We start from the raw sequence: 23,197 nt of genomic DNA, 5'->3' as shown, positions 1-23,197 counted from the left end.
ACGGCTAAGTAGGGATGGCCGATTCGGTTCGGTGGATAGGCCGCGCTCTTGTAAAAGGGGGCGGCCTTTGGCTTTTATGGTTATACCTGCGGCAGATGCTTTCTAGGGAGGGAGCAATATATGATGAGGCCGTCTGAAAGATTGAATCTGCTTCCAGACGGCGTTTTAGATTATGGTTGTTTAACAGGTAACTGAAGAATTTAATGTGATCACCAGCTTGTAGCTAAGCAGCGAGCTTCGCCTAGTCGTTCGGGCGTGCCTACATCCAGCCAGAGGCCGTCGTGGTGGCAACCGCGCACTTGTCCGGCAGCCATGGCTTCGCGCAACAAAGGGGCGAGTTTGGCTGCACGGCGCGGTGCGGTTTCGGCGAACAGTTCACTTTTGTAAAGGCCGCAACCGCTGAAGGTCAGGCGTTCGCCGTCGCCTTCGGATCGGATCAGGCCGTTTGAAAGTAGGGAGAAGTCACCAGCGGGGTTGTGCGGTGGATTTGTGGTTAGCCAAAGGTAAGCTAGGCCGTTTGAAAGCAGGGTTTCGCTTTGATGGACGGCGTCGGAGAAATCGATGTTGGTAAGTATGTCGCCGTTGATGACGAGGAAGGGATCACTGCCGAGCAGCGGCAGGGCGGTGGCGATACCGCCGGCGGTTTCCAGTCCTTGGCCGCCTTCGGCAGAGTAGGTAATGTGCACGCCATAGGTTGTGCCGTTGCCGAGGGTGTCTTCGATTTGTTGTCCGAGCCAGGCATGGTTGATGACGATTTCTCGGATACCGGCGGCGGCAAGGCGGCGTAGGTGCCAACCGATTAGGGGTTCACGGCCAACTTGGAGCAGGGGCTTGGGTGTGGTGTCTGTGAGTGGGCGCATTCGTTCGCCGCGTCCGGCTGCAAGTATCATGGCTTTCATGTTTTTCCTTTTGATATGTTTGAGTCCGTCTGAAAACTTTTCAGACGGCCTGCGTTTATTTGCCGATGCAGAAGCGCGAGAAAATCACGCCCAGCAAATCGTCGGCGGTGAATTCACCGGTGATGGCGTTGCAGGCGTTTTGGGCGAGGCGTAGGTGTTCGGCAAGGAGTTCGGGTTGATCGTCGAGGTAGGGAACCGCGTATTCGAGTTCCATTTCGGCAATTTTCAGGGCGTTGAGGTGACGGCTGCGGGCGAGGAACAGGCTTTCGCTTTCGCCCTGCCAGCCGACTTCCTGCAACAGCGCGTGTTTGAGCAGGTCGAGACCCGCGCCGGTTTTGGCGGAAAGTTTGATCAGAGTATCCGCACCACAGGCACGCTGCAGTCCGTCTGAAAGGGAGGGTGCTTCGCCTGAAAGATCAATTTTATTGTGGATTTCGATTTTTTTCAGGCTGGCCGGCAATTGTTTCAGGATATCTTGGGTTTTCCGGTTAAGGCCTTCGGCAGGGTCAATCAGAATCAGGGCGACATCGGCTTCGGAGACGGCTTTGCGGCTGCGCTCGATGCCGATTTGTTCGACCACGTCGTCGGTTTCGCGCAGGCCGGCAGTGTCGATGATGTGGACGGGCACGCCGTCGAGGGTGATTTGTTCGCGCACGGTGTCGCGGGTGGTGCCGGCGATGTCGGTTACGATGGCGATGTCGTCGCCCGCCAAGGCGTTGAGCAGGCTGGATTTGCCGACGTTGGGCGCGCCGACGAGAACGACGTTCATGCCTTCGCGCAAAATCGCGCCTTGTTCCGCACTGGCAAGCACGGTTTTCAGACGGCCTTGCAGGGCTTGGAGCTTGCCGCGCGCGTCGGCAGCTTCGAGAAAGTCGATGTCTTCTTCGGGGAAGTCCAGCGTGGCTTCGACCAGCATCCGCAGGGTAATGAGGTCGTCCACCAGTTCGTGTATGTGTCGGGAAAACGCGCCCTTGAGCGAACGCAACGCCATGCGTGCGGCGGACTTGCTGGAGGCGTCGATGAGGTCGGCGACGCTTTCGGCTTGGGCAAGGTCGAGTTTGTTGTTGAGGAAGGCGCGTTTGGTAAATTCGCCCGGCTCCGCCATACGCGCGCCCAGCTCGAGGCAGCGCGAGAGCAGCATGTCCATTACCACAGGGCCGCCGTGTCCCTGCAATTCAATCACGTCTTCGCCGGTAAAGCTGGCGGGGGCGGCGAAGTAGAGCAGGATGCCGTTGTCTATCGGCTGCCCGTCGCCGCCGAGAAAGTCGGTGTAAAGCGCAGTGCGCGGTTTGGGCGTTTTGCCGCCGCTGAGGGTTTGCGCCAAAGACAGCAGGTTTTTGCCGGAAAGGCGGATAACGCCGACGCCGCCGCGTCCGGGTGCGGTGGCGATGGCGGCGATGGTGGGTTGGGATGCGGACATATGCGGTTCCGTTTCTGGGTTGGCGGAAGAGAGGCCGTCTGAAAGCGCGGCTTCAACAAAGTTTGCAAAGGAAGCAGGGGTTCTGCCAAACTTATGCTGCATTCAAATCAAATTCAGTATTTCAATCCCCGTCTTGCCCGTTGTGCGGAACAGGCAAGGCAGGTATCTTCATTTTCACCGGTCATAGCATACGGCTTTATCGGGAAGCAGGAGGCTTTTTTTCAGACGGCCTACCAGCCGACGTTTACGCCGTATTCGCCCAACAGGTTTTGCAGTTGTTCGAACAGTGCGGCATCGGCGTTTATCTGCCAGCGGCGTTGCAAATCCAGCTCGCCTTCGGCAGTGTCGTTGCGGTAACGGACGCGCAGGGGGATACCTTCGCGGCCGCTGCTCCGGTATTGCGCCAGCAGGTTCAGCAGGGATTCGATGTCGTGTTCCGGACGGCAGGTCAGGGTGAGGTTGCGGGCGAATTTTTCCCGCGCCTGCGGCAGTGTCATGACGCTGTTGGCATTGATGCGCAGCTCGCCGCCGTTGTAGTCGTTGCGGCTGATGCGGCATTCCATAATCAGAACCTGGTCTGTTTTCAGGATGTTTTTGGATTGTTCCAATAATTCACCTGCGACGATTGCTTCTGCCGAACCTTCGGTGTCTTCCAATCGGACGAAGGCCAGTTTGCCGTTTTTGCCCATGATGGTGCGGATGGCGGTGGCGAATCCGGCCACACGAACGCTGTCCTGCGGTTTGAGTTTCGACAGTTTTTGCGGCGCGAAGCGGCGGATTTCTTCGGCGTAAGGGCCGAAAGGGTGGCCGGAAAAGTAAAAGCCGATGACGCTTTTTTCTTCCGCCAGTTTCACCGCGTCGCCCCACGGCGCGGTTTCTGCCATTTCTATCACGCCGATGGCATCTTCCGCAAAGTCAAACAGGCCGCCTTGGTTGGCATTGGCCGCCTGTTGTTCGGCGTTGCCGATGGCGAGGTCGATGTTGGCCAACAGCATGGCGCGGTTGGGATTGATGCCGTCGAACGCGCCGGCCTTAATCAGCGATTCCAGCGTGCGCTTGTTCATGTGTTCTTTGCCCACCCGTTCGCAAAAATCGAACAGGTCGCGGAAGCGGCCGTCCTGCCGTGCTTCAACGATGCTTTGTACCGCGCCTTCGCCCACGCCTTTGACTGCACCCAACGCGTAGCGGATATGGCGTTTGCCGTCGGGGGTAAAGAGGTAGTCTGATTCGTTGATGTCGGGCGGCAGGAAGGTGATGCCGTTGGCCAGCGCGTCTTCGTAAAACAATTTGAGCTGGTCAGTGTCGGTCAGCTCGCTGGACATGGTCGCCGCCATAAATTCGGCGGGGTAATGGGCTTTGAGCCATGCGGTCTGGTAGGAAATCAGGGCGTAGGCGGCGGCGTGGGATTTGTTGAAACCGTAGCCGGCGAATTTTTCCATGTAGTTGAAGATTTCGTCGGATTTTTCGCGCGAAATGCCTTGTTTCGCCGCGCCTTCGGCGAAAATTTCGCGGTGTTTCACCATTTCTTCGGGCTTTTTCTTACCCATGGCGCGACGCAGCAGGTCCGCACCGCCGAGCGAGTAACCGCCGATAATCTGCGCCGCCTGCATCACTTGTTCCTGATACACCATAATCCCGTAGGTCGGCGCGAGGATGCCTTCCAGCAGCGGGTGGATGTATTGGAATTCCTGACCCTTCATGCGCGCGACGAAGTCGGGGATGTTGTCCATCGGGCCGGGGCGGTAGAGCGATACGAAGGCGATGAGTTCCTCAAACTTGGTCGTGTGCGCCGTTTTCAGCATTTTTTTCATGCCGGTCGATTCGAACTGGAATACGGCGGTGGTGTTCGCGTCGCGGAAGATTTTGTAGGCGGCCTGGTCGTCAAGCGGGATTTTGCCGACATCGACAATATCGCCGGTGGTGTTTTTGATGTTGTTCTGCGCCATTTCGATAATGGTCAGGTTGCGCAGGCCCAAAAAGTCGAACTTCACCAAACCGACGTCTTCCACGTCGCCCTTGTCGTACATCGATACGGGCGAGGCGGATTCGTCCGCCTGATACACGGGGCTGTAATCGGAAATCTTGCCCGGCGCAATCAACACGCCGCCCGCGTGCATACCCAGACCGCGCGTCAAATCTTCCAGCTTTTTCGCCAGCGTAATCAGTTCGTCCGCTTCTTCCGCTTCAATCAATTCCTGAATCTGCGGCTCCGCCTTCATGGCATCGTCCAAACCCAAAGGTTTGTTGGCTTCCAGCGGAATCAGCTTCGACAGTTTGTCGCACAGGGTAAACGGCAGTTCCAGCACGCGCCCTACGTCGCGGATCACCGCTTTGGACGACATCGTGCCGAAGGTCACAATCTGGCTCACTGCCTGCGCGCCGTATTTATCGCGCACATACTCAATCACGCGACCGCGGTTGCTTTGGCAAAAGTCCACGTCGAAGTCGGGCATGGAAACGCGTTCGGGGTTCAAGAAACGTTCGAACAGCAGCGCGTATTTGAGCGGGTCGAGGTCGGTAATCTTCAGCGAATATGCCACCAGCGAGCCCGCGCCCGAACCGCGTCCCGGCCCCACCGGACAACCGTGCGTTTTTGCCCAGTTGATAAAGTCTTGTACGATAAGGAAATAGCCGGGGAATTTCATCTGGATGATGATGTTCAGCTCAAAATCCAGCCGCTCCTGATATTCTGGCATTTTCGCCGCCCGCTCCGCCTCGTCGGGATAAAGCTGAACCATGCGTTCCTGCAAGCCCTCGTTTGAGAGCTTCACCAGATAATCATCCAGCGACAGGCCGTCGGGCGTCGGGAACAGGGGCAGGAAGTTTTTGCCCAGCGTGATATGGATATTGCAGCGTTTGGCAATTTCCACCGTGTTTTCCAAGGCTTCAGGCAAGTCGGCGAAACGTTCCGCCATTGTTTCTGCACCGACAAAATATTGGCTCGGGGAAAATTCGCGCGGACGTTTGCGGTCGGCCAGCGTCCAGCCTTCGGCAATGCACACCCGTGCTTCGTGCGCGAGGAAGTCGTCAGGTTCGAGGAACTGGGTCGGGTGCGTGGCCACCACGGGCAGGTTCAGCTTCCGCGCCAAGGCCGTGCTGCCTGCCACCGAACGCTCCCACTCCGGTTTTTCGGGCAGGCGTTGCAGTTCGAGGTAGAAAGCGTTTGGAAACAGGGCGGCATATTTTTCCGCCGCCGCTTCGGCTGCCGCTTCGTGGCCGTTCATCAGATTGAGGCCGACTTCGCCGTAATGCGCCCCCGACAGGCAGATCAAGCCTTCGTTGTCGCCTTCGCCCAACCATGCCTGTTTCAACTGCGGCAGGCGGCCTTCTTCCTGACAGGTGAAGGCGCGGGTAAGCAGTTCGCTCAAGCGCAGATAGCCGTTGTGGTTTTTAACCAGCAAAAGGGCGCGGAAGGGTGTGTCGGGGCGGTCGGGATTTTCGATACGCACGTCTGCGCCAATGACGGGTTTGATGCCCGCTCCGCGGCAGGCTTTGTAGAATTTCACCAGGCCGAACCCGTTCATCAGGTCGCTTATGCCGAGTGCGGGCAAGCCTTCCGCCAAGGCTTTTTTTATCAAGGCCTTCAGGCGCACCGTGCCGTCGGTGATGGAGTATTCGGAATGCAGGCGCAGCGGGATGTAAACGGGATCGGACATGGCAGGGACTTTGCGGAAAGGTTTCAGACGGCCTCCGGCGGGGCGGTCGGGCGGAACAAATACAGGGCGTATTGTAACAGAGAGGCCGTCTGAACATGCGGAAACACATTTTCAGACGGCCTTTTTGCCCGGCAACGGCGTTTCAGCTTTTCGGGGCGCAAAAGAAAGAATACAGCAGCCGTACGGTGTCGTTTACCCGTGTGTCGGCAATGTAATACTGCCGCTCCCGGTGGTTGGCCTCGCAGGACACCAGCCCGGCTTCGCGCAGCAGTGCCAATTGGCTGGACATCGCCGCCTGCGGCAGTCCGACCGCTTCGGCCAGCTCGGTTACGTTGTGCGGCCGCTCATGCAGTTTGCATAACACGGCCAGACGGTTCGGATTGGCCAGCAGTTTCAGAAAAGCGGCGGCTTCTTCGTAGGGCGGTTGGTCGGCAGAGTCGGTCATATCGGTTTCTCGGCAAACGGGGGGAGGGGCGGCATTGTCGGCGATAACGGCTCCGTCGGCAACTTTCAGACGGCCTCCCCTGCCGTTTAACGGTTCCACGGCATTTTGGCCAACAGTCGCGCCATGCCGCAGAATCCGGTCAGCCCGGCCGTCAACAGGCCTGCGCCGACTGCCGCGTTTATCAGGTAAAACCACGGCGACACCAGCCAACCCGCCATCACGCCGAACAGAATCAGCCCGCCGGCAATGGTTTGCACCTGCCGCATGATATCGGGCGCGGCACGGTCGGCTTCGACGGGCAGCCCGGCGGCTTTCCATGCCTGCAAACCGCCTTCGAGGATATAGCACTCGCGCCCTCGGCCGAGCTCCGCCAACACCGCTTCCGCCATTGCCGTGCGTTTGCCGCCCAAACAATAAAAAATCACGCAGGGTGCGGCGTTGTCGGGCAGTTTGCCTCGATGCTGCTCCGGCGACAGGGACAATGCGCCGCTGATATGCCCGCCACGATATTCCGCCCGGCTGCGGATGTCCGCCGCCAACGCGCCTTCGCGGATTTTGGCTGCCGCTTCGGCAGGGGCGATTAGCGGGAGTCGTCCGTCCTTGTTCATGGTTGGCCTTCTTTATTTTTTGTCAATTCGGCAGGTATTGATGCCCAATAAGCTGTACAGCACGCAGCTCCCCATCAGCGCGGTGGCCAGCGGCACGATACCCAGCCATCCCCACCAGCCGATTTGTCCCGTGGCGGATGCCGCAATCAATGCCACACCGACAACGATGCGGATAATGCGGTCTAAATTACCCAAATTCCGTTTCATTTTATTGCTCCTTGTCTGAGGATGAGTTACCTAAAAATAAATACATATAATAAAAACCACATATAATAAATAATATATCCCTAAGCAGGCTTTGTCAAACGGTTTGCAGCGGTTTGGGTTTTGCAGAAGTGCTCCGCGTACGATTTAATGCCGTAGGAATCTGTCTTCCCAACGAAATTTTTGCTTTCAGACGGCCTGAACGTTTTCCGTTAAAATAGGCCGTCTGAAAAGTTGTCAAACCGAAACATGATTCCGAAAGCCGCCTTATGCATGCAACCGTTTATCTGGAAAACGAAGAATACATCGCCTTGTGCGACCTGTTGAAACTGGTCGGACTGGCCGAAAGCGGCGGACAGGCGAAGGCTGTGATTGCCGAAGGGCTGGTGTTGCGCAACGGCGCGGTCGAAACCCGCAAAACGGCGAAAATCCGCGGCGGCGAGGTGATTGAGTTCGACGGTGCGGTGCTGGAGGTGCGCGATGGCTGCGACCCCGACAGCGAATAATGAAGCCGCGCTGCCGCCCGAACCCGTGCCGCCGGAAGATTGGGAGTGCTGCGGCAGCGAATGCGGCGATGCCTGCACGTTTGAAATCTACCGCCGTGAAAAGGCGGAATACGAGGCTTTGAAACGGCAGATGCAGGCGGATGCGCCGTCCGGACCCTAAGCCGCCTTGCCCGCCGGTTCAATCAAACAGGGATTTTAACGCCGCCGAACCGCGCTTTCAGACGGCCTCCATTCCGTATGAGGCCGTCTGAAAGCCTGATTCCAATACAGTTAAAACGAATGCGGCCAATCCGCACAACCCCAAAACTATTCCGAACCCTATCCATGTCCGTATCCGTTTCCACCGCCAAACTCAACCTGATCCTGCTGGCCGCCGCCAATGCCGCCAACCTGCTGCTGCTCTACGCCGCCTCGCACGCGCCGTGGTGGGGGACGGCCGTGGCGGCCGCACTGTTTGCCCTGAGCAACAATACGATGTTCGCGCTGCTGCACGAAAGCGTGCACGGCTCGTTCGCGCCCGACAGGAGGCTGAACGCGTGGTGCGGCCGCCTTGCCGCCTTCTGGTTTCCCACCGGTTTTGCCGTGCAGCGCATGTTCCACCTCACCCACCACCGCAACAACCGTTCGCCGTCCGAGCAGTTCGACACCCTGCATGACGGCGACGTGTTGTGGCTGAAATACGCCCAGTGGTACGCCATCTTTACCGGCCTTTATTGGCCGTGCGCCGTCATCGGTGTGTTTTTCTATGCCGCCACGCCGCGTTTCGTCCGCCGCCGCTTGGCCGCACTTTTCGGCCGCCGGGGCGGCTTGCAGAGCGGGGCGGAAGACTATATCGGCAGCCTCGACCGCCTGCCGCAACTGTCCGCCCGTTTGGAAATATTCGGCGCGGCGGCGTGGCAGCTTTTCTGGGCCTGGCTGTTCGGCTGGACGTGGGGCGGCTGGCTGGCCTGCTATGCCGCCTTCGGCTTTGCCTGGAGTTCGCTGCAATACACCGATCATGCCTTCTCGCCGTTCGACTGCAAAAACGGCGCGTGGAACCTGCGCGTGCCGCGTTGGCTGCGGGCGGTTTTCCTCAACTACCACCTGCATCTGGCGCACCACCGGCATCCCGAGCTTTCCTGGCGCGAACTGCCTCGCCATGCCGGCGAAGGGCCGCATTTTTTCACCGTTTGGCTGAGCTGCTGGCGCGGGCCGCGCCGTCCCGAAGATTTTCCGGTATTCAAACAGGGGCGTATCGAATGAACGCCGGCCTGCCGCATCCGCACCGTTTCTTCTTTGCACTGGCCGCCCTGTTCGCCCTGCTGTTCCTCGCGGGCTACGGCGGCAGCAATTTGATTGCCGCGTATATTCCGTGGCACATCAGCCCCGCCTTGCCGTTTGAATCCGCCATCCCCTTCCTGCCCGCCTGGAGTGCGGTTTACCTTACCGTGCCGCTGCTGCTGGCGGCTTCCGTCCGTTGGGCCGACTGGCGCGAAACTTGGGCGTTGTTTGCCGTTTTGACCGCCGAATTGGCCGCCGCCTGCCCGTTTTTCATCCTCCTGCCCGTTCAGACGGCCTATCCGCCGCGCCTTGCCGAAGGCTTTTGGCAGCCGTGGTTCGCATTGGCGGATCATTTGAGTATGGCGCACAACCACCTGCCCTCGCTGCACGCCGCTTTCGCCTGCACCGCAGCCCTCGCCGCATGGAGGCATTCGGCGGCACGCTTCGCCCTGATTGCACCGTGGGCGGCAGCCGTCGTTGCATCCACCCTCCTGATACACGAACACCACCTGTCCGACCTCGTGTGCGGCGCACTGTTGGCCGCCGCCGTCTGGCACACCGTCAGCCCGTGGGCACGAAGGCCGGACATCTTGCGGCGCGTATCCGCCGAATGGCAGATGCTGCTCGAACAAGCCGCTTTCGCCCGCCGCCACCGCCGCTACGCCCTCATCAGCCTGATTCTGGCCGCGTACAGGCTGCGGCATCCCGCGCGCGGCGGCCTGCTGGTGTCGGGTTACTGCTTTTTGCAGGCCTTCGACGATTTGATGGACGGCGACCGGCAGACGGTGCGCACAGCCGATGAAGAAGCCCGCCGCCTGATACGGGAATGGCGGCACGGCCATTTCGACGAAAACGACCCGTACAGCCGGCTGGCTGCCGACTTCAGAGGCCGTCTGAAAACGAGCGCAGTGAGTTTCTGCGAAGCTAAAACGAAGGCAGTGAGTTCTTGCGAAGCTAAAACGGATATAGAGGGTTTGGGCGAAGCCAAAGCGAACGCCAAGCATCCCGGTAAAACGGAAACCGTCCTGCCCGCCGCTGCCGCCCGTTTCGCCCTCACCCGCACCCTCGGGCTGCTGCACACCATGCACCTCGACCGCCTGCGTGCCGAACGGGCGCAACTGTGGACTGAAGCCGAAATCGCCGCCCAACACCGCCGCACCTTCACCCGCTCCCTCGACCTGCTTTTGACCGCCTTGGGCTCATCCGTGCGCGGCCGCGACCTGCCCGAACTGGTTGATGCCTTGGGCTGGTGCTCCACCATGCGCGACCTGCCCGAAGACCTGCGCGCGGGCATCGTCAATATTCCGTCCGAACTCTGGCGGCAGGCAGGATGGCCGTCTGAAAAACGGCACGACCCCGCCGCCCTGAGTGCCGATGTGGCCTTCCGCGATTGGATGCGGCAGGAAAGAAGCCGCGCCCTGCAACTGCTCGATCAAGCCGACCGCCGCACCGCCGCCCTGAACGACGAAACCGCACGCCGCATCTCAAACCTATTCGCCCGTTCCGTGCGCCGTTTCGCCGAACAACGCCTGCCCGCCCGCTACCCGTGGCTAAACGGGCCGACGGATTAGGCCGTCTGAAACGCGGCTTCGGCGGCACAAAATTTATGCAAACCAAGGGCGGTATGGCGGGTTTTATCGTGAATTAAAATAAAAAATACCCGCCATCGTCATGCCTGCGCAGGCGGGAATTCAGGGTTTGCGTTTTCAGGAATAAATAGGAAAGGGCGGTTATCCGACGGTTCGGGTTCCCGCCTGCGCGGGCATGACGATATGGGCGTTCTTAATTTGAATTTACTGTATTTGAAGCCATAATCGGACAAACCGCCCGCCACACATTAAAGGAGAATCCCGCATGACCAACGACCGCTGGCAAATCCACCGCCACCTTGCCGAACAGGCCGACCAACGGCTGCAAATCGTCAAAACCGTCCCCCGCCACATCCTCCTGGCCGGTGCCGACGGCGATAACAGCCGCCGCCTGCTGGCCGCCCGCTATCCCAAAGCGGCCTTTGCCGAATACGACCCCCGCCCCGAATGCCTGCGCGACGCGGCCGACAAACGCGGCGGCGGCCTGCTGTCCAAACTGGCGGGGAAAACCGTCCCCCAACACTGCCAAGCCCTCTCCGCTCCTCTGCCCGAAGCTTCGGCCGACATGCTGTGGAGCAACCTCGGCCTCGCCACCGAACACAATCCCGTGGCCGTTTTTGCAAGCTGGGCGGGCGCACTGCAAACCGACGGTCTGCTCTTCTTCACCCACTTCGGCCGTGACACCCTGCTCGAACTGACCGACACCCTAGCGCAACAAGGCATCGCCGCCCGCCGGCCCGCCCTCATCGACATGCACGACCTGGGCGACATGCTGGCCGACAGCGGCTTCTACGACCCCGTAACCGACACCGCCCGCCTGAAACTGGAATACCGCACCGCCGACACCTTCCTGCAAGACATGGATACCCTCGGCCTCTGGCACGCGCTGGACTTCGACGACCCGGATGCCGCCCGCACCGCCATTGCCGGACTGTGGCAGCGGCAAACCCTGCCCGATCTGACACTCGAAACCGTCTTCGGCCACGCCGTCAAGAAAAAAATCCTGCCTGCGGGCGAAAACGAAGTACACTTCTTCCCGAGAAAAACCTGAACCGCCGCCTTTTCAGACGGCCTCATCCGTTTTCAGGCCGTCTGAAAACATGGTTTCAACGAAGCGAAACAACTGCAGGCGATTCCTGCAAAACAAAACTCAAAGGAAAAAGCATGAACAAATACACCCGCCGTACCGCCCTGACCGCCCTGTGCGCCCTCCTGCTCACCGCCTGCCCGAGCAGCACCCAACCCGGCGGCGGCCAACCCACGGTTACCCGCCAAAAACCGCAGGCCGTCGTCGCCATCGCACTGGGCGGCGGCGCATCCAAAGGCTTCGCCCACATCGGCATCCTCAAAGTCCTCAAACAACACAACATCCCCGTCAAAGTCGTTACCGGCACCAGCGCGGGTGCGATAGTCGGCAGCATGTACGCCAGCGGCATGTCGCCCGACCGCATGGAACTCGAAGCCGAAATCCTCGGCAAAACCGACCTCGTCGACCTCACCCTCTCCACCAGCGGCTTCATCAAAGGCGAAAAACTGCAAAACTACATCAACCACAAAGTCGGCAACCGCCCCATCCAGCAATTCCCGATTAAATTCGCTGCCGTCGCCACCGACTTCTCCACCGGCAAAGCGGTCGCCTTCAACAGGGGCAACGCCGGACAAGCCGTCCGCGCCTCTGCCGCCATCCCCAACGTCTTCCAGCCCGTCGTCATCGCCGGCCGCCGCTATGTGGATGGCGGCCTGACTCAGCCCGTACCCGTTACCGCCGCGCGCGGCCAAGGCGCGAACTTCGTCATCGCCGTGGACATCTCCGCCAAACCCACCGCCTCGCCGAGCAAAGACTTCCTCTCCTACCTCGACCAAACCCTCAACATCATGAGCACCTCCGCCCTCAACGGCGAACTGTCCAAAGCCGACGTCGTCATCAAACCGCAGGTTCAATCGCTGGGCGCGGTAGGCGGATTCGACCAAAAAGCGCAGGCGATCAAAATCGGCGAACAAGCCGCCCTCGCCGCCCTGCCGGAAATCAAACGCAAACTCGCTGCCTACCGTTATTAAGCACAAAAAGGCCGTCTGAAAGCGCATCTTCCGCCGGGAAGTTGATTTCAGACGGCCTCTTACCAAACACAGACCGTCTGAAAAACGAAACCGCCCGCCGCAAATGAAAGGAAACCTCATGACCCGCAGCCTCCCCCTCATCACGGCACTCCTCCTTTCCGCCGCCGTCCCCGCCCGGGCCGCAGACAGTCCGCCCATCATCGACACCGCCTACTGGACCGAACAACCGTATTGCAGCGGCCGCTACCAATTGCGTCTGCCCGCCGTCCGCCGCCACAGCAGCTCATGGATAGAATACAACGGCTGGAGTGTGATGGTATTGTTCAATGCATGGGATAGTCGGATGAATACTTGGAAAAACATTCAAAAAAGCGGGCGCGACGGCACCGACCGTTTTGTGGATGCCCGCACCCTGATCCCGGGCCGGGCCGTGATGTTTGCAACGCGCAATGATTTTGACTGGGGTCGCATGATTGGAAATTTGGGCATGCCCTATGACACCAACCTGATATTCAAGCTCGATAAGGACGACGCCTACATCGTTAGTGGACATTTCTATGTCCCCTCCAATAACGGCAAAGAACCCGCCAACTGGAAGGCGAAAGAAAAAGAAATGCTCGACGGCATGGAGAAAAAATACCGTGCCGACTTCCTCAAAGGCCTGCGCGAAAGGCAGGAATACGAAGTGCCGAACCAAAGCGGCATCTGCCTGATCCGAGGCTTCATCGCCGACGACGGCGGCAAACCCTTCAAAGCCAACACCGCGGTACGCTTTGCCAAGCAGACCGACATGCGTCTGGAAATGCTGCACGGCGCGGTATTGCAGCCCGGCGAGCCGACCCTGCTCGAACGCGACCTCGTCTCCGAAAAAAGCGCGCTGGCCAAAATCTTCAAAACCGCCGGCTACCGCACCATCCGTCAAGGCAAACGCGACGTCAACGGCATGTCCGGCACTGAAAAGCTGATCAAATGGCAGGGCAACAAATACATGCTGATGTGGGAGCGGGACGGCGGCGACCCGCGAATCATGATGAAATTCGGCGCGGACCGTGCGGAAGGGACGGGCCGCAGCGAAGCCGAAATCCTCGCCATCTGGGACACCGTGCTGCCGACGTTGAAGCCGGTTAAATAACGGAAAGCCGCACACGCTGCGCTCTGCCATACATCAGGCCGTCTGAAAACCGACTTTCAGGGTTTCAGACGGCCTCCCTTCATCCGCCGCCAAAAAAGCGCGATAAGGCCGCCGTATCCGCCGTTTGGGGCATTAAGTACCTTTTTTGCCTGATAAAAAGCATCTAATCCGAAAAAATATTTAAAACGAAGCATAATGTATGGCTGAGGCCGTCTGAAAGTGCGGCTTCAAAGAAGCTGAAACCGGACTTCGGCACAGCTAAAACATCTCGGTTTGCGTTAGAATGCGCTTTTTTTTGTAAAGGCCGTCTGAAAAGGCGGGAATACTATGTCCGGACAACATACACACGCTTCGACTTGGCAGAGCAAACTCAACGCGCTGGGGCCGGGAATCATGATGGCTTCGGCGGCGGTCGGCGGTTCGCACCTGATTGCCTCCACGCAGGCGGGCGCGCTCTATGGCTGGCAGCTCGCGCTGATTATTATTTTGACCAACCTGTTCAAATATCCGTTTTTCCGTTTCAGCGCGCATTACACGCTGGACATGGGCAAAAGCCTGATTGAGGGCTATGCCGAGAAAAGCCGCGTTTATTTGTGGGTATTCCTGATTTTGTGCGTGGCATCGGCCACAATCAATGCGGGCGCGGTGGCCGTCGTAACCGCCGCCATCGTGAAGATGGCCATTCCCTCGCTGACCTTGAATGTCGGCGCAATCGCCGCGCTGATTATGGCTTCCTGCCTGATTATTCTGGCGAGCGGACGCTACAAGGCTTTGGACAATGTTTCCAAAATCATCATCGTCAGCCTGACGATTGCCACGGTCGCCGCGGCCGCCATCGCCATGTCGCGCGGCATGCAGATGAAGCCCGACTTCATCGAGCCTACCCCGTGGACATTCACCGCTTTGGGCTTCCTCATCGCACTGATGGGCTGGATGCCCGCGCCGATTGAGATTTCGGCCATCAATTCGCTGTGGGTTACGGAAAAACAGCGGCTCAATCCTTCGAGCTACCGCGACGGCATTTTCGACTTCAACGTCGGCTACATCACCAGCGCGGTGCTGGCCGTCGTTTTCCTTGCCTTGGGCGCGTATGTGCAGTACGGCAACGGCGAGGCGGTCAAAATGAAGGGCGGCGAATACGTCGGACAGCTGATCAATATGTACGCCGTTACCATCGGCGACTGGTCGCGGCCGATGGTGGCGTTTATCGCCTTCGCCTGCATGTACGGCACGACGATTACCGTAGTGGACGGTTACGCGCGCGCGATTGCCGAGCCGGTGCGCCTGCTGCGCGGTAAAGACAAAACGGGCAACCTCGAATTGTTTGCCTGGAACGTTTGGGTCGCAGGTACGGGCTTGGCGGTGATTTTCTGGTTCAACAGCGCGATGGCCGAACTGCTCAAATTCGCCATGATTACCGCCTTCGTTGCCGCCCCCGTGTTTGCCTGGCTGAACTATCGCCTCGTCAAAGACGACAAACGCCACAAGCTGACGGCGGGCATGAACATCCTCGCCATCCTCGGCCTGGTTTACCTGATTGGGTTTACCGTATTGTTCCTGTTCGATTTGGGCGGCGCATTCGAAAATTTCAAATAGGCAGGTACTAAAGAGGCCGTCTGAAAACATCGTTTCAGACGGCCTCAAACCTATCCCGGCCGTTTTCCATTACAATCCGCCCCATGCAAAAACTAATCTTCCTCCTCTGCCGCATCCTTGCCGCCCTGCCGCTGAAAAGTCTGCACGCCATGGCCGGTTTTTGGGGCGGCCTCGCCTTTTACCTGTTGCACAAAGACCGCGCCCGCATCCGCGAAAACCTGCAAATTGCCGGGCTGCCTGCGGACGATGCCGCCGTTAAAAAAGTATTGCGCGAAACCGCCAAAGGCGCGTTGGAACTGCCCGTGGCCTTTTTCAGACGGCCTGAAGACATTGAAACCCTGTTTCGCGAAGTGCACGGCTGGCAGCACATCCAAGCCGCGCTGGACGCGGGCGAAGGCCTGCTGCTGATTACCCCGCACCTCGGCAGCTACGACCTGGCCGGACGCTACATCAGCCAGCAGCTTCCCTTCCCGCTGACCGCCATGTACAAACCGCCGAAAATCAAAGCCTTCGATGCCGTCATGCAGGCCGGGCGCGTGCGCGGCAAAGGCCGCACCGCCCCCACCAGCATCCAAGGCGTGAAACAAGTCATCAAAGCCTTGCGTGCGGGCGAGGCCACCATCGTACTGCCCGACCACGTTCCCGCACCGGAAGAAGGCGGCGACGGCGTATGGGCGGACTTTTTCGGCCGACCCGCCTACACCATGACTTTGGCCGGCAAGCTGGCGCAAGTCAAAGGCGTGCGCGCACTGTTTTTCTGCGGCGAACGCCTGCCCGGCGGCAAAGGCTTCGTCTTACACGTCGAACCGTTGCAAGGCAGCTTGAACGGCGACAAAAAACACGATGCGGAAATCATCAACCGCAATGTCGAATACTGGATACGCCGCTTCCCCGACCAATACCTGTTTGCCTACAACCGCTACAAACACCCCGCCGGCGCGGAAGAGCGGCCGTCTGAACAGGCCGTCTGAAAGCACATCTTCCGCAAGAATGCCGCGATTCTGCGAAATTTACGGCGTTAAAACGGGGTTTCAGACGGCCTTCGCAGCGGGAAAACGGAAATAACAGAGGCGCGGTTACCGTTGCCGCCCATCCTGCCGATACCGTCCTGATAAGGAAACACGTATAAATCGAACCCGAATCGGATTTTGGGTTGGACAAACCGTTCGAGGCCAAGACTCAAAAGGCCGTCTGAAAACTGAGCCTCCTTGCGGAAGCGTCGTTTTCAGACGGCCTTCTATCGTATGCCGCCGATGCAAAAGGCGGGAGTGGACGGCATGACAGAAAAACGGTAAAGCCGGCGGTTAATCCTTGAGGGCGGCGTAAAACGGTTGCAGCCATACATTGATGCAATCATCGGGATTGCCGCTCCATTCCGCATCGAAGCCTTGCTGCTGCAATAAGGAAACGATGTTGCCCGCCAATTCGGCAATACCGCTTTCATCCTCTGCAATCATGCCGTAGTTCAGGTATAAACAACCGAATTCCCTTGCCCGGTTTTTATTGGGCTCGGTGTAGAAGCAGTAACCCGTAAAACGGCTGCGGTCGGGCTGCCGTTCCAGCTTGTCGAAGCATTCGGCAATACACTCGCCGACAGTGTAGCTTGCGTTGGGTATGGCGATGATGCCCGCGCGTTCCAGTTGGGCAAAGGCTTTTTTGATTGCGGCTGTGGTTTTACGCCATGTGGCGGTATCGGTGCGCTGTTCGGGATATTTGGGCGGCGGGGGCGGTTCGGGCAGCGGGTGCCCCGTCAGTGTACTGAGCAAGTGTTGAACGGCTTTTTGTTCTTGGAGATTGTCGATGCAGTCCACCACATGCCTGCCATCCGATTCCAGCGTGGCCAAATCTGCGCCGTTGTCGATCAGGAATTGTACGATTTCGGTGTCGGGGCAGAATTCGGCGGCTATCCAAAGCGGCGAACGCGGGTGCTCGCCTTTGCTAATTTGATTGATCGGGCAGCCCGCGTGAACCAAAAAACGCACCAATTCAAAATTGACGTTGCCGCAATTATCGGCAATAAGTGCTTCGTGCAGCGCGTTGAAGCCGTATTTGTCCGTCGTGAAAACGGCTTGGTGATCAGCTTGAACCATATTCTGCACGGCAGCCAAATCGCCGGCACGGGCGGCGGTGCAGATATCGGAGTATTTGGGCATGGGTCTTTCCTTTAAAACAGAACAGATCGGATGACAAAATGCTTGAACGGAATGGTTTTACAGCCTGTACCGTTGGTGGGCGGCACAGGTTGTTTCCGTTATAAAAGGCTAAAACGTATAGCCTGTTTCTAATTCGTCGTCGCCGACCAAATCCACCAACAGCGCGTACAGCGGCGCGAGGTCGGTATAGCGGCGCGAGGCGCGGCGCAGGTAGTTGAGGAAGCGCGGGATTTCGGGGCGGTATTTGTCTTTGCCGTCGCGGTGGTAGAGGCGGGCGAAGATGCCGGCGACTTTCAGATGGCGTTGTACGCCCATCCATTCGAACCAGCGGTAGAACTCGTCGAATTCGGCCGGAACGGGCAATCCTGCGGCGCGGGCTTTTTCCCAGTAGCGGATGACCAAGTCCAGCACGAATTCTTCTTCCCATTCGATGAAGGCATCGCGCAGCAGCGATACCAAGTCGTAGGAAATCGGGCCGTATAAGGCGTCTTGGAAATCAAGCACGCCCGGCCGGCCGGCAGACAGCATCAGGTTGCGGACGATGTAGTCGCGGTGGACGAACACTTGCGGCTGCGCCAAGAGCGGCGGCAGCAATACATCGACAACCTGCTGCCATAGCTGTTTTTGCTTGAAGTTGAACGGTTTGCCCAATTCTTTGGCGGCAAACCAGTCGGGGAACAGGTTGATTTCGCGCAGTATAACTTCGCGGTCGTAAGGCGGCAGCACATCGGGGTGGCTTGCCTTTTGCAAAACGATCAGTTCATCTACCGCCTCCAACAGCAGGGCTTTATGTGCCGCCCCGCTGCCGTCGTGCTGCATGGCGGCGAGGTAAGTGGTGCTGCCCAAATCGCTCAGCGCGGCAAATCCCAGTGTTTCGTCGGCGTGATAAACCTGCGGCACATTCAGCATGGAAAACAGCTTTTGCACTTTCAAATAGGGCGCGATGCTCATTTTGTCGGGCGGCGCGTCCATGCAGATGACGGTTTGGCCGTCTGAAAAAGTAGCGCGGAAATAACGGCGGAAGTCGGCATCGGCGGCGGCAAAGGCCAGCTCGAAGGGACGGTCGGGATACAGGCTGTGCAGCCAGTTTTGCAGTTCGGATTGTCGTTGCATGGCGGTTTTACGGGGAAACGGTTAAAATGGCCGCTATTTTAACGGGCAAAATCGGTTTAAGGTGATACTTTGGCACGTTTATTTTTAGTCAAACCGCTGGCCTTGTCGGTCGGCATGGCGATTGCGGCGGGCGCGGTGGCGGAAACGCTGCCGTTGGGCAGTACCTGTCCGGCATGCGCCGACGGCAAGGTTCAGACGGCCTCCGAGCCGGAAACGCCCTTGCAGCGCAGTGGCGAGCCCGGACTGCCCGTCGATTACACCCGCATTACCGCCGATGCTCTGCGCGGGCAGACCAATGTCGGCGTGGAGGCCAAAGGCGGCGTCATCATCGAGCGCAACCAGCAAACCGTCAATGCGGAATATGTGTCGTACAACCAGCAAACCGATACGGTAAAGGCCAACCAAGGCTTTATTCTGGACGACGGCGAATCGCAGGTGCGCGGTTCGACGTTGGATTACAACCTGTCCGGCGGCAGCGGCCGCGCGACCGAGGTACGGCTTGAAACCGAACGCGAAGGCCGCCGTCTGCAGGCCGTGGGCAAAGAAGCGCGGTTGCAGGATAAAAACCGCTACACGCTGACCGAAGCACAGTTCAACACTTGTCAAAAAGGCGATGCCTCTTGGTACGTCAGTGCCGACAGCATCGATGCCGATTATGCGAAAGGTGTCGGCGCGGCCAAACATGCCAAGCTGGTCTTTCACGGCGTGCCCGTGCTGTATGCCCCTTGGATGGATTTTCCGCTCAACGGCAACCGCAAGAGCGGCCTTTTGGTGCCGACCCTGAAAGTCGGCTCCAACGGCACGGAAGTCGACGTCCCTTACTATTTCAATCTCGCGCCGAATTACGATGCCACGGTCAGTACGGGCATCATCAGCTCGCGCGGCATCCGTTTGGGCGGCGAATTCCGTTATCTCCAGCCGGATTATCAGGGTACGGTAAACGGGGTTTGGATGCCGTCCGACAAACGCAGCAAACACAACAACCGCTATCAGGCCGCATGGAAACACAACCACCGTTTCGGTGCGGGCTTCAGCGGCGGGGTGGATTTCAACCAGGTTTCCGACAACGACTACTACCGCGATTTCTACAACCGTACCGACGTCGCCCGCAACGTCAACCTCAACCGTGAAGCGTGGTTGGATTACCAAACCGACGTGCTCGGGGAAACCCTGACCGGAAAATTGACGGTTAAAAAATACCAAACCCTGGCCAATGCCGACGGCTACAAAGACGAACCTTACGCCATCATGCCGCGCCTGAGCGGCCGCTGGCAGAAAAACTTTGCTGGCAACCTGTTCTCCGTCTACGGCCAATACACCCGCTTTGCACACGATAGCAAACAAGCGGGCGGCAGGCTGGTGCTTTATCCTTCCTTCAGCCGCCACCTGCACAACGACTGGGGCTACATCCGCCCGAAAGTCGGCCTGCACTACACCCATTACAGCCTTGATGGCTTCAATGAGAAAAGCAGCCGCAGCGCAGGCCGCGCCCTGCCCATCGTCAATGTCGACACCGGCCTCACACTGGAGCGCGAAACCGGCCTGTTCGGCCGCGAGCATGTCCAAACCTTGGAACCGCGCCTCTTTTACAACTACATCCCGACCAAGTCGCAAAACGACCTGCCTAATTTCGATACTTCCGAAAACAGCTTCAACTACGAACAGCTTTTCCGTGAAAACCTCTATTCCGGCCACGACCGCATCAACGCGGCCAACAGCCTCAGCGTCGCCCTGCAAACCCGCTATCTCGACAAAGCCACGGGTGCGGAACGCCTGCGCGCCGGTATCGGGCAGAAATTCTATTTCAAAAACGACAGCGTGCTGATAGATGGCAACATATCCCAAAGCAGCCGCAACCGTTCCGACTGGGTGGCTTTTGCCGACGGCGAAATCAGCCGCAGCGTCAGCGGTTACACGTCTGTCCATTTCAACGAAAACCGGTCGCGTTTCGACAGTGCCGCCGCAGGCATACGATATCGTCCGCAAGACGGCCAGGTATTGAGCGCGCGCTATAAATACGGCCGGGACGAACCGATTTACCTGCAAAGCGACGGCACATACTTCCATGACAAACTCAGCCAGATCGATTTGGCCGCACAATGGCCGATCAGGCAAAACCTTTACGGCGTCGCGCGTTTCAACTATGCCCTAAACGTGCGCCGGCCGCTGGACATCCTCGCCGGACTCGAATACAAAAGCAGCTGCGGCTGCTGGAGCGCGACCGCCGTCGCACAGCGTTATGTAACCGGCTGGAATATCGAACGCAACAAACCCGATTACAAAAATGCCGCATTCTTGACCCTGCAATTGAAAAACCTGAGTAACATCGGCAGCAAGACCGAAGACACACTCCGTCCGGCCATCCCGGGCTATATCAAAACCAACGAGGTAGTGAAATGAAACCCCAAAAAATCCTAACCGCCGCCCTTTTGGCCTGCTTTTTTCAGACGGCCTACGCCGCCGACATTAAAACCGTAGACGGCGTTGCTGCCGTGGCAGGCGACAGCGTGATTACCATGCGCCAATTCGAACAGGCCGTTGCCCAGGCACGCCGCCTGCCTGCCGCCCAGAGGCCGCCTGAAAACGAATTGCGCCAACAGGTTTTGGCGCAGCTGATTAACCAATCCCTCATCGTTCAGGCAGGTAAACGGCGCGGACTGGCCGCCACCCAGGCCGAAGTGGACGAGGCCGTCGCCCATGCCGCCGCCGAACAGAAAATCAGCGTAGACCAACTCTATGCCCGCGCCGCAAAAGACGGCCTGAGCAAAGCCGCCCTGCGCCGTCAAACCGCCGACGCGCTGGTGGCGCAAAAAGTACAGCAACAGGCCATTTTGCAGAACGCGCGCGTCAGCGAGGCGGAAGTCGATGCCGCATTGGCACGGGCGCAGCAGCAGGGTGTCGCCATTCCCGAAGGTGAGGCTCCGCTCCAATACCGCGCCCAGCATATTTTGATTAAGGCGGAAAAAGAAAACGCCGTAGCCGCTGCCGAAACCGTTATCAACAAAATCCGCGCGCAGGCGGAGAAGGGCCGTGATTTCGGCGAACTGGCGCGACAGTATTCGCAAGACGGCAGCGCGCCGCAGGGCGGCGATTTGGGCTGGTTCGGCGACGGCATGATGGTGCCCGAATTTGAAAGTGCGGTACAGAAACTGAAAAAAGGCCAAGTCAGCCGTCCCGTCCGCACCCAGTTCGGCTGGCATCTCATCAAACTCAACGATGTCCGCGAAGTCGGCACGCCTGAGGAACGCCGCCGCAACACCATCCGCCAATACATCATGCAGCAGAAGGCCGAACAGGCCGCAGGCCAGTTGCTGCAACAACTGCATGAAAGCACTTATGTCGATGTGCGGATAAAATAACCGGTTCGCAGGCAAATAGGTCGGAGGCCGTCTGAAAATGTTTTTTCAGACGGCCTCCAAGTATTTGGGTTGCCTGGCAAGCCGCCCTGTCAAAACATTCATTTTAGGCGTATCATTTCCCGGTTTGACGAAAGGTTAAGAAATATGGCAAAAAAATTTCCTATTTACCCCAAACATCCCGAACGGATTTGCTGGGGTTGCGACAAATACTGTTCGGCCGAAGACCTGCAATGCGGCAACGGCTGCGAACGCATCCAGCACCCGTGCGAATTGGACGGGCCCGAATGGTACAAATCAGGCGATTGGAGCAATTTGTTGAGCGAGCAGCAGCAACGTGAGCTGGGCTTGCTGCCCGAGCCGCAACAACCTAAAGCGGCAAAACCGCACATCAAGCTGCCGGTCAAACAAAAACTGTGCTGAATGCAGCGGATTGACTTTAAACCGGTACGCATTACATCACCGCACCTTGGTTTGTGGTGATGGTCCTGATTTAAAATGAATCTGCTCTATTATGTTAAAGGCCGTCTGAAAAACACTGTGTCGCCACAGGTTTTCAGACGGCCTCATTTCTTATTGTCGGAATTTCTCCACTATTTGCCGGCCGAAGGTCAATCCTCCAGCGTTTGCAGCAAATCCAGCATGTTTTCCACTTCTTCCGCTTCGGTTGCGGCGAATCCTTCGGAGTGGCGGAACTCTTCCAGAATCGAACGGCCTTCGGATGAAAGGTTTAAATTGATGAATGCCGCTTTCACTTCTTCTGCCCGCGCCGCAGAATTCGGATGGAGCAGCATAACGTGGTGCATATCGTCAATTTGGCTGCGGATGATGGGACGGAAGAGCCGTTTGCCGAAATCAGACAGGTTGTCATATGTTTCCGCCATCAGAAAACCGATTTCGGCGCGTTTGTGGAATACGGAGGATAAAACTGCTTCTTCCGAATTTTCCGCAAAGGTTAGGGTGTTGTGTTCGTTGAGGTCGAAACCTTCCATCAACCTCATGCCGATCAGATACATATCTTTATCGGAAAAAGAGATTTTGCAACCTGACTTGATGTCGCGGAGGCTTTTGTATGGAGAATGCGAACGGCAGACGGCAACCATTTCATCCGAACCGCAGGCAGGTTTCAATAGACCTCTTGCGAAAGTATCCTGAAGATTTACAATTTCCAAATGAAATACGAAAACCTAATCCAAAGAAGC

The 23,197-nt window shown here is 58.1% G+C and carries 21 protein-coding genes; 12 read left to right on the top strand and 9 right to left on the bottom strand.

Annotated elements, in window-relative coordinates; all coding sequences use genetic code 11:
* Positions 1–209 precede the first annotated feature (209 nt).
* From murU to ACTHSL_RS08885, 6 genes are all read right to left on the bottom strand, one after another.
* Positions 210–899 carry an N-acetylmuramate alpha-1-phosphate uridylyltransferase MurU gene (gene murU / locus ACTHSL_RS08910; RefSeq protein WP_440381128.1) on the bottom strand — a complete coding sequence of 230 codons (690 nt, stop codon included), beginning with the start codon at positions 897–899 and terminating at the stop codon, positions 210–212.
* 55 nt (positions 900–954) lie between these two features.
* Positions 955–2,319 carry a tRNA uridine-5-carboxymethylaminomethyl(34) synthesis GTPase MnmE gene (gene mnmE, locus ACTHSL_RS08905; RefSeq protein ID WP_440381127.1) on the bottom strand — a complete coding sequence of 455 codons (1,365 nt, stop codon included), beginning with the start codon at positions 2,317–2,319 and terminating at the stop codon, positions 955–957.
* Positions 2,320–2,549: 230 nt separating this feature from the next.
* Positions 2,550–5,975 (bottom strand): DNA polymerase III subunit alpha, encoded by a 3,426-nt coding sequence (gene dnaE, locus ACTHSL_RS08900; RefSeq protein ID WP_440381126.1) that lies wholly within the window; start codon positions 5,973–5,975, stop codon positions 2,550–2,552.
* Positions 5,976–6,117: 142 nt separating this feature from the next.
* A complete protein-coding gene (locus ACTHSL_RS08895) occupies positions 6,118–6,420 on the bottom strand; it encodes an ArsR/SmtB family transcription factor (protein ID WP_440381129.1) in 303 nt (100 codons plus the stop codon).
* Positions 6,421–6,506: 86 nt separating this feature from the next.
* Positions 6,507–7,028 (bottom strand): rhodanese-like domain-containing protein, encoded by a 522-nt coding sequence (locus tag ACTHSL_RS08890; RefSeq protein WP_440381125.1) that lies wholly within the window; start codon positions 7,026–7,028, stop codon positions 6,507–6,509.
* Between the two features lie 12 nt (positions 7,029–7,040).
* On the bottom strand, positions 7,041–7,235 hold the full coding sequence (locus tag ACTHSL_RS08885; protein WP_440381124.1) for a YgaP family membrane protein: 195 nt from the start codon (positions 7,233–7,235) through the stop codon (positions 7,041–7,043).
* A 266-nt stretch (positions 7,236–7,501) separates the two neighbouring features.
* Between ACTHSL_RS08885 and ACTHSL_RS08880 the strand changes: the two genes are divergently transcribed.
* The 9 genes from ACTHSL_RS08880 (at position 7,502) to ACTHSL_RS08840 (ending at position 16,344) form a co-directional block, all read left to right on the top strand.
* On the top strand, positions 7,502–7,738 hold the full coding sequence (locus ACTHSL_RS08880; RefSeq protein ID WP_440381123.1) for an RNA-binding S4 domain-containing protein: 237 nt from the start codon (positions 7,502–7,504) through the stop codon (positions 7,736–7,738).
* The gene (locus tag ACTHSL_RS08875; protein WP_040666510.1) at positions 7,713–7,898 is read left to right on the top strand and encodes an oxidoreductase-like domain-containing protein; all 186 of its coding nucleotides are present in this window, start codon (positions 7,713–7,715) and stop codon (positions 7,896–7,898) included. The genes ACTHSL_RS08880 and ACTHSL_RS08875 overlap by 26 nt, the downstream gene beginning before the upstream one ends.
* A gap of 164 nt (positions 7,899–8,062) precedes the next feature.
* Positions 8,063–8,980, top strand: a complete 918-nt coding sequence (locus ACTHSL_RS08870) for a fatty acid desaturase family protein (protein ID WP_440381122.1) — start codon at positions 8,063–8,065, stop codon at positions 8,978–8,980.
* Complete coding sequence (locus tag ACTHSL_RS08865) at positions 8,977–10,569, top strand: squalene/phytoene synthase family protein (RefSeq protein WP_440381121.1); 1,593 nt, start codon at positions 8,977–8,979, stop codon at positions 10,567–10,569. Before ACTHSL_RS08870 ends, ACTHSL_RS08865 begins: the two co-directional genes overlap by 4 nt.
* Positions 10,570–10,852: 283 nt before the next feature.
* Positions 10,853–11,638: a methyltransferase gene (locus ACTHSL_RS08860; RefSeq protein ID WP_440381120.1), complete on the top strand. Its 786-nt coding sequence runs from the start codon at positions 10,853–10,855 to the stop codon at positions 11,636–11,638.
* Positions 11,639–11,751: 113 nt separating this feature from the next.
* Positions 11,752–12,645 carry a patatin-like phospholipase family protein gene (locus ACTHSL_RS08855; protein ID WP_440381119.1) on the top strand — a complete coding sequence of 298 codons (894 nt, stop codon included), beginning with the start codon at positions 11,752–11,754 and terminating at the stop codon, positions 12,643–12,645.
* Positions 12,646–12,763: 118 nt separating this feature from the next.
* Positions 12,764–13,777, top strand: a complete 1,014-nt coding sequence (locus ACTHSL_RS08850) for a T6SS immunity protein Tli4 family protein (protein WP_440381118.1) — start codon at positions 12,764–12,766, stop codon at positions 13,775–13,777.
* A gap of 327 nt (positions 13,778–14,104) precedes the next feature.
* Positions 14,105–15,373, top strand: coding sequence for an NRAMP family divalent metal transporter (locus ACTHSL_RS08845; protein ID WP_440381117.1), 1,269 nt, complete (start codon positions 14,105–14,107; stop codon positions 15,371–15,373).
* Between the two features lie 83 nt (positions 15,374–15,456).
* Positions 15,457–16,344, top strand: a complete 888-nt coding sequence (locus tag ACTHSL_RS08840; RefSeq protein WP_107885644.1) for a lysophospholipid acyltransferase family protein — start codon at positions 15,457–15,459, stop codon at positions 16,342–16,344.
* 333 nt (positions 16,345–16,677) lie between these two features.
* Here ACTHSL_RS08840 and ACTHSL_RS08835 read toward each other — a convergent pair whose 3' ends face one another.
* Both ACTHSL_RS08835 and amgK read right to left on the bottom strand, forming a co-directional pair.
* Positions 16,678–17,526, bottom strand: a complete 849-nt coding sequence (locus tag ACTHSL_RS08835; RefSeq protein WP_440381116.1) for a DUF6891 domain-containing protein — start codon at positions 17,524–17,526, stop codon at positions 16,678–16,680.
* Positions 17,527–17,634: 108 nt separating this feature from the next.
* A complete protein-coding gene (gene amgK / locus ACTHSL_RS08830; protein WP_440381115.1) occupies positions 17,635–18,639 on the bottom strand; it encodes an N-acetylmuramate/N-acetylglucosamine kinase AmgK in 1,005 nt (334 codons plus the stop codon).
* 69 nt (positions 18,640–18,708) lie between these two features.
* Here amgK and ACTHSL_RS08825 point away from each other — a divergent pair, with 69 nt between their 5' ends.
* From ACTHSL_RS08825 to ACTHSL_RS08815, 3 genes are all read left to right on the top strand, one after another.
* Complete coding sequence (locus ACTHSL_RS08825) at positions 18,709–21,039, top strand: LPS-assembly protein LptD (RefSeq protein ID WP_440381114.1); 2,331 nt, start codon at positions 18,709–18,711, stop codon at positions 21,037–21,039.
* Positions 21,036–21,998 carry a peptidylprolyl isomerase gene (locus ACTHSL_RS08820; RefSeq protein WP_440381113.1) on the top strand — a complete coding sequence of 321 codons (963 nt, stop codon included), beginning with the start codon at positions 21,036–21,038 and terminating at the stop codon, positions 21,996–21,998. Before ACTHSL_RS08825 ends, ACTHSL_RS08820 begins: the two co-directional genes overlap by 4 nt.
* A 144-nt stretch (positions 21,999–22,142) precedes the next feature.
* Positions 22,143–22,418, top strand: coding sequence for a DUF3079 domain-containing protein (locus tag ACTHSL_RS08815; protein WP_003775411.1), 276 nt, complete (start codon positions 22,143–22,145; stop codon positions 22,416–22,418).
* A 188-nt stretch (positions 22,419–22,606) separates the two neighbouring features.
* On the opposite strand, the gene ACTHSL_RS08810 is transcribed toward ACTHSL_RS08815, so the two are convergent.
* Positions 22,607–23,125, bottom strand: coding sequence for a phosphate/phosphite/phosphonate ABC transporter substrate-binding protein (locus tag ACTHSL_RS08810; RefSeq protein WP_440381112.1), 519 nt, complete (start codon positions 23,123–23,125; stop codon positions 22,607–22,609).
* Between the last annotated feature and the right edge of the window lie 72 nt (positions 23,126–23,197).

Source organism: Neisseria sp. P0008.S010 (assembly GCF_051962715.1).
Classification (GTDB): Bacteria; Pseudomonadota; Gammaproteobacteria; order Burkholderiales; family Neisseriaceae; genus Neisseria; species Neisseria elongata.
The sequence above is the reverse complement of the archived record's forward strand: the minus strand, read 5'-3'. Positions and strand labels throughout refer to the sequence as shown.

Bases quoted from the DNA above. Each gene is read 5' to 3' on its own strand.
- murU (WP_440381128.1), bottom strand. From the start codon at position 899: ATGAAAGCCATGATACTTGCAGCCGGACGCGGCGAACGAATGCGCCCA.
- mnmE (WP_440381127.1), bottom strand. From the start codon at position 2,319: ATGTCCGCATCCCAACCCACCATCGCCGCCATCGCCACCGCACCCGGA.
- ACTHSL_RS08890 (WP_440381125.1), bottom strand. From the start codon at position 7,028: ATGAACAAGGACGGACGACTCCCGCTAATCGCCCCTGCCGAAGCGGCA.
- ACTHSL_RS08855 (WP_440381119.1), top strand. From the start codon at position 11,752: ATGAACAAATACACCCGCCGTACCGCCCTGACCGCCCTGTGCGCCCTC.
- ACTHSL_RS08885 (WP_440381124.1), bottom strand. From the start codon at position 7,235: ATGAAACGGAATTTGGGTAATTTAGACCGCATTATCCGCATCGTTGTC.
- ACTHSL_RS08880 (WP_440381123.1), top strand. From the start codon at position 7,502: ATGCATGCAACCGTTTATCTGGAAAACGAAGAATACATCGCCTTGTGC.
- ACTHSL_RS08875 (WP_040666510.1), top strand. From the start codon at position 7,713: ATGGCTGCGACCCCGACAGCGAATAATGAAGCCGCGCTGCCGCCCGAA.
- ACTHSL_RS08870 (WP_440381122.1), top strand. From the start codon at position 8,063: ATGTCCGTATCCGTTTCCACCGCCAAACTCAACCTGATCCTGCTGGCC.
- ACTHSL_RS08860 (WP_440381120.1), top strand. From the start codon at position 10,853: ATGACCAACGACCGCTGGCAAATCCACCGCCACCTTGCCGAACAGGCC.
- dnaE (WP_440381126.1), bottom strand. From the start codon at position 5,975: ATGTCCGATCCCGTTTACATCCCGCTGCGCCTGCATTCCGAATACTCC.
- ACTHSL_RS08835 (WP_440381116.1), bottom strand. From the start codon at position 17,526: ATGCCCAAATACTCCGATATCTGCACCGCCGCCCGTGCCGGCGATTTG.
- ACTHSL_RS08820 (WP_440381113.1), top strand. From the start codon at position 21,036: ATGAAACCCCAAAAAATCCTAACCGCCGCCCTTTTGGCCTGCTTTTTT.
- ACTHSL_RS08865 (WP_440381121.1), top strand. From the start codon at position 8,977: ATGAACGCCGGCCTGCCGCATCCGCACCGTTTCTTCTTTGCACTGGCC.
- ACTHSL_RS08840 (WP_107885644.1), top strand. From the start codon at position 15,457: ATGCAAAAACTAATCTTCCTCCTCTGCCGCATCCTTGCCGCCCTGCCG.
- ACTHSL_RS08845 (WP_440381117.1), top strand. From the start codon at position 14,105: ATGTCCGGACAACATACACACGCTTCGACTTGGCAGAGCAAACTCAAC.
- amgK (WP_440381115.1), bottom strand. From the start codon at position 18,639: ATGCAACGACAATCCGAACTGCAAAACTGGCTGCACAGCCTGTATCCC.
- ACTHSL_RS08895 (WP_440381129.1), bottom strand. From the start codon at position 6,420: ATGACCGACTCTGCCGACCAACCGCCCTACGAAGAAGCCGCCGCTTTT.
- ACTHSL_RS08815 (WP_003775411.1), top strand. From the start codon at position 22,143: ATGGCAAAAAAATTTCCTATTTACCCCAAACATCCCGAACGGATTTGC.
- ACTHSL_RS08850 (WP_440381118.1), top strand. From the start codon at position 12,764: ATGACCCGCAGCCTCCCCCTCATCACGGCACTCCTCCTTTCCGCCGCC.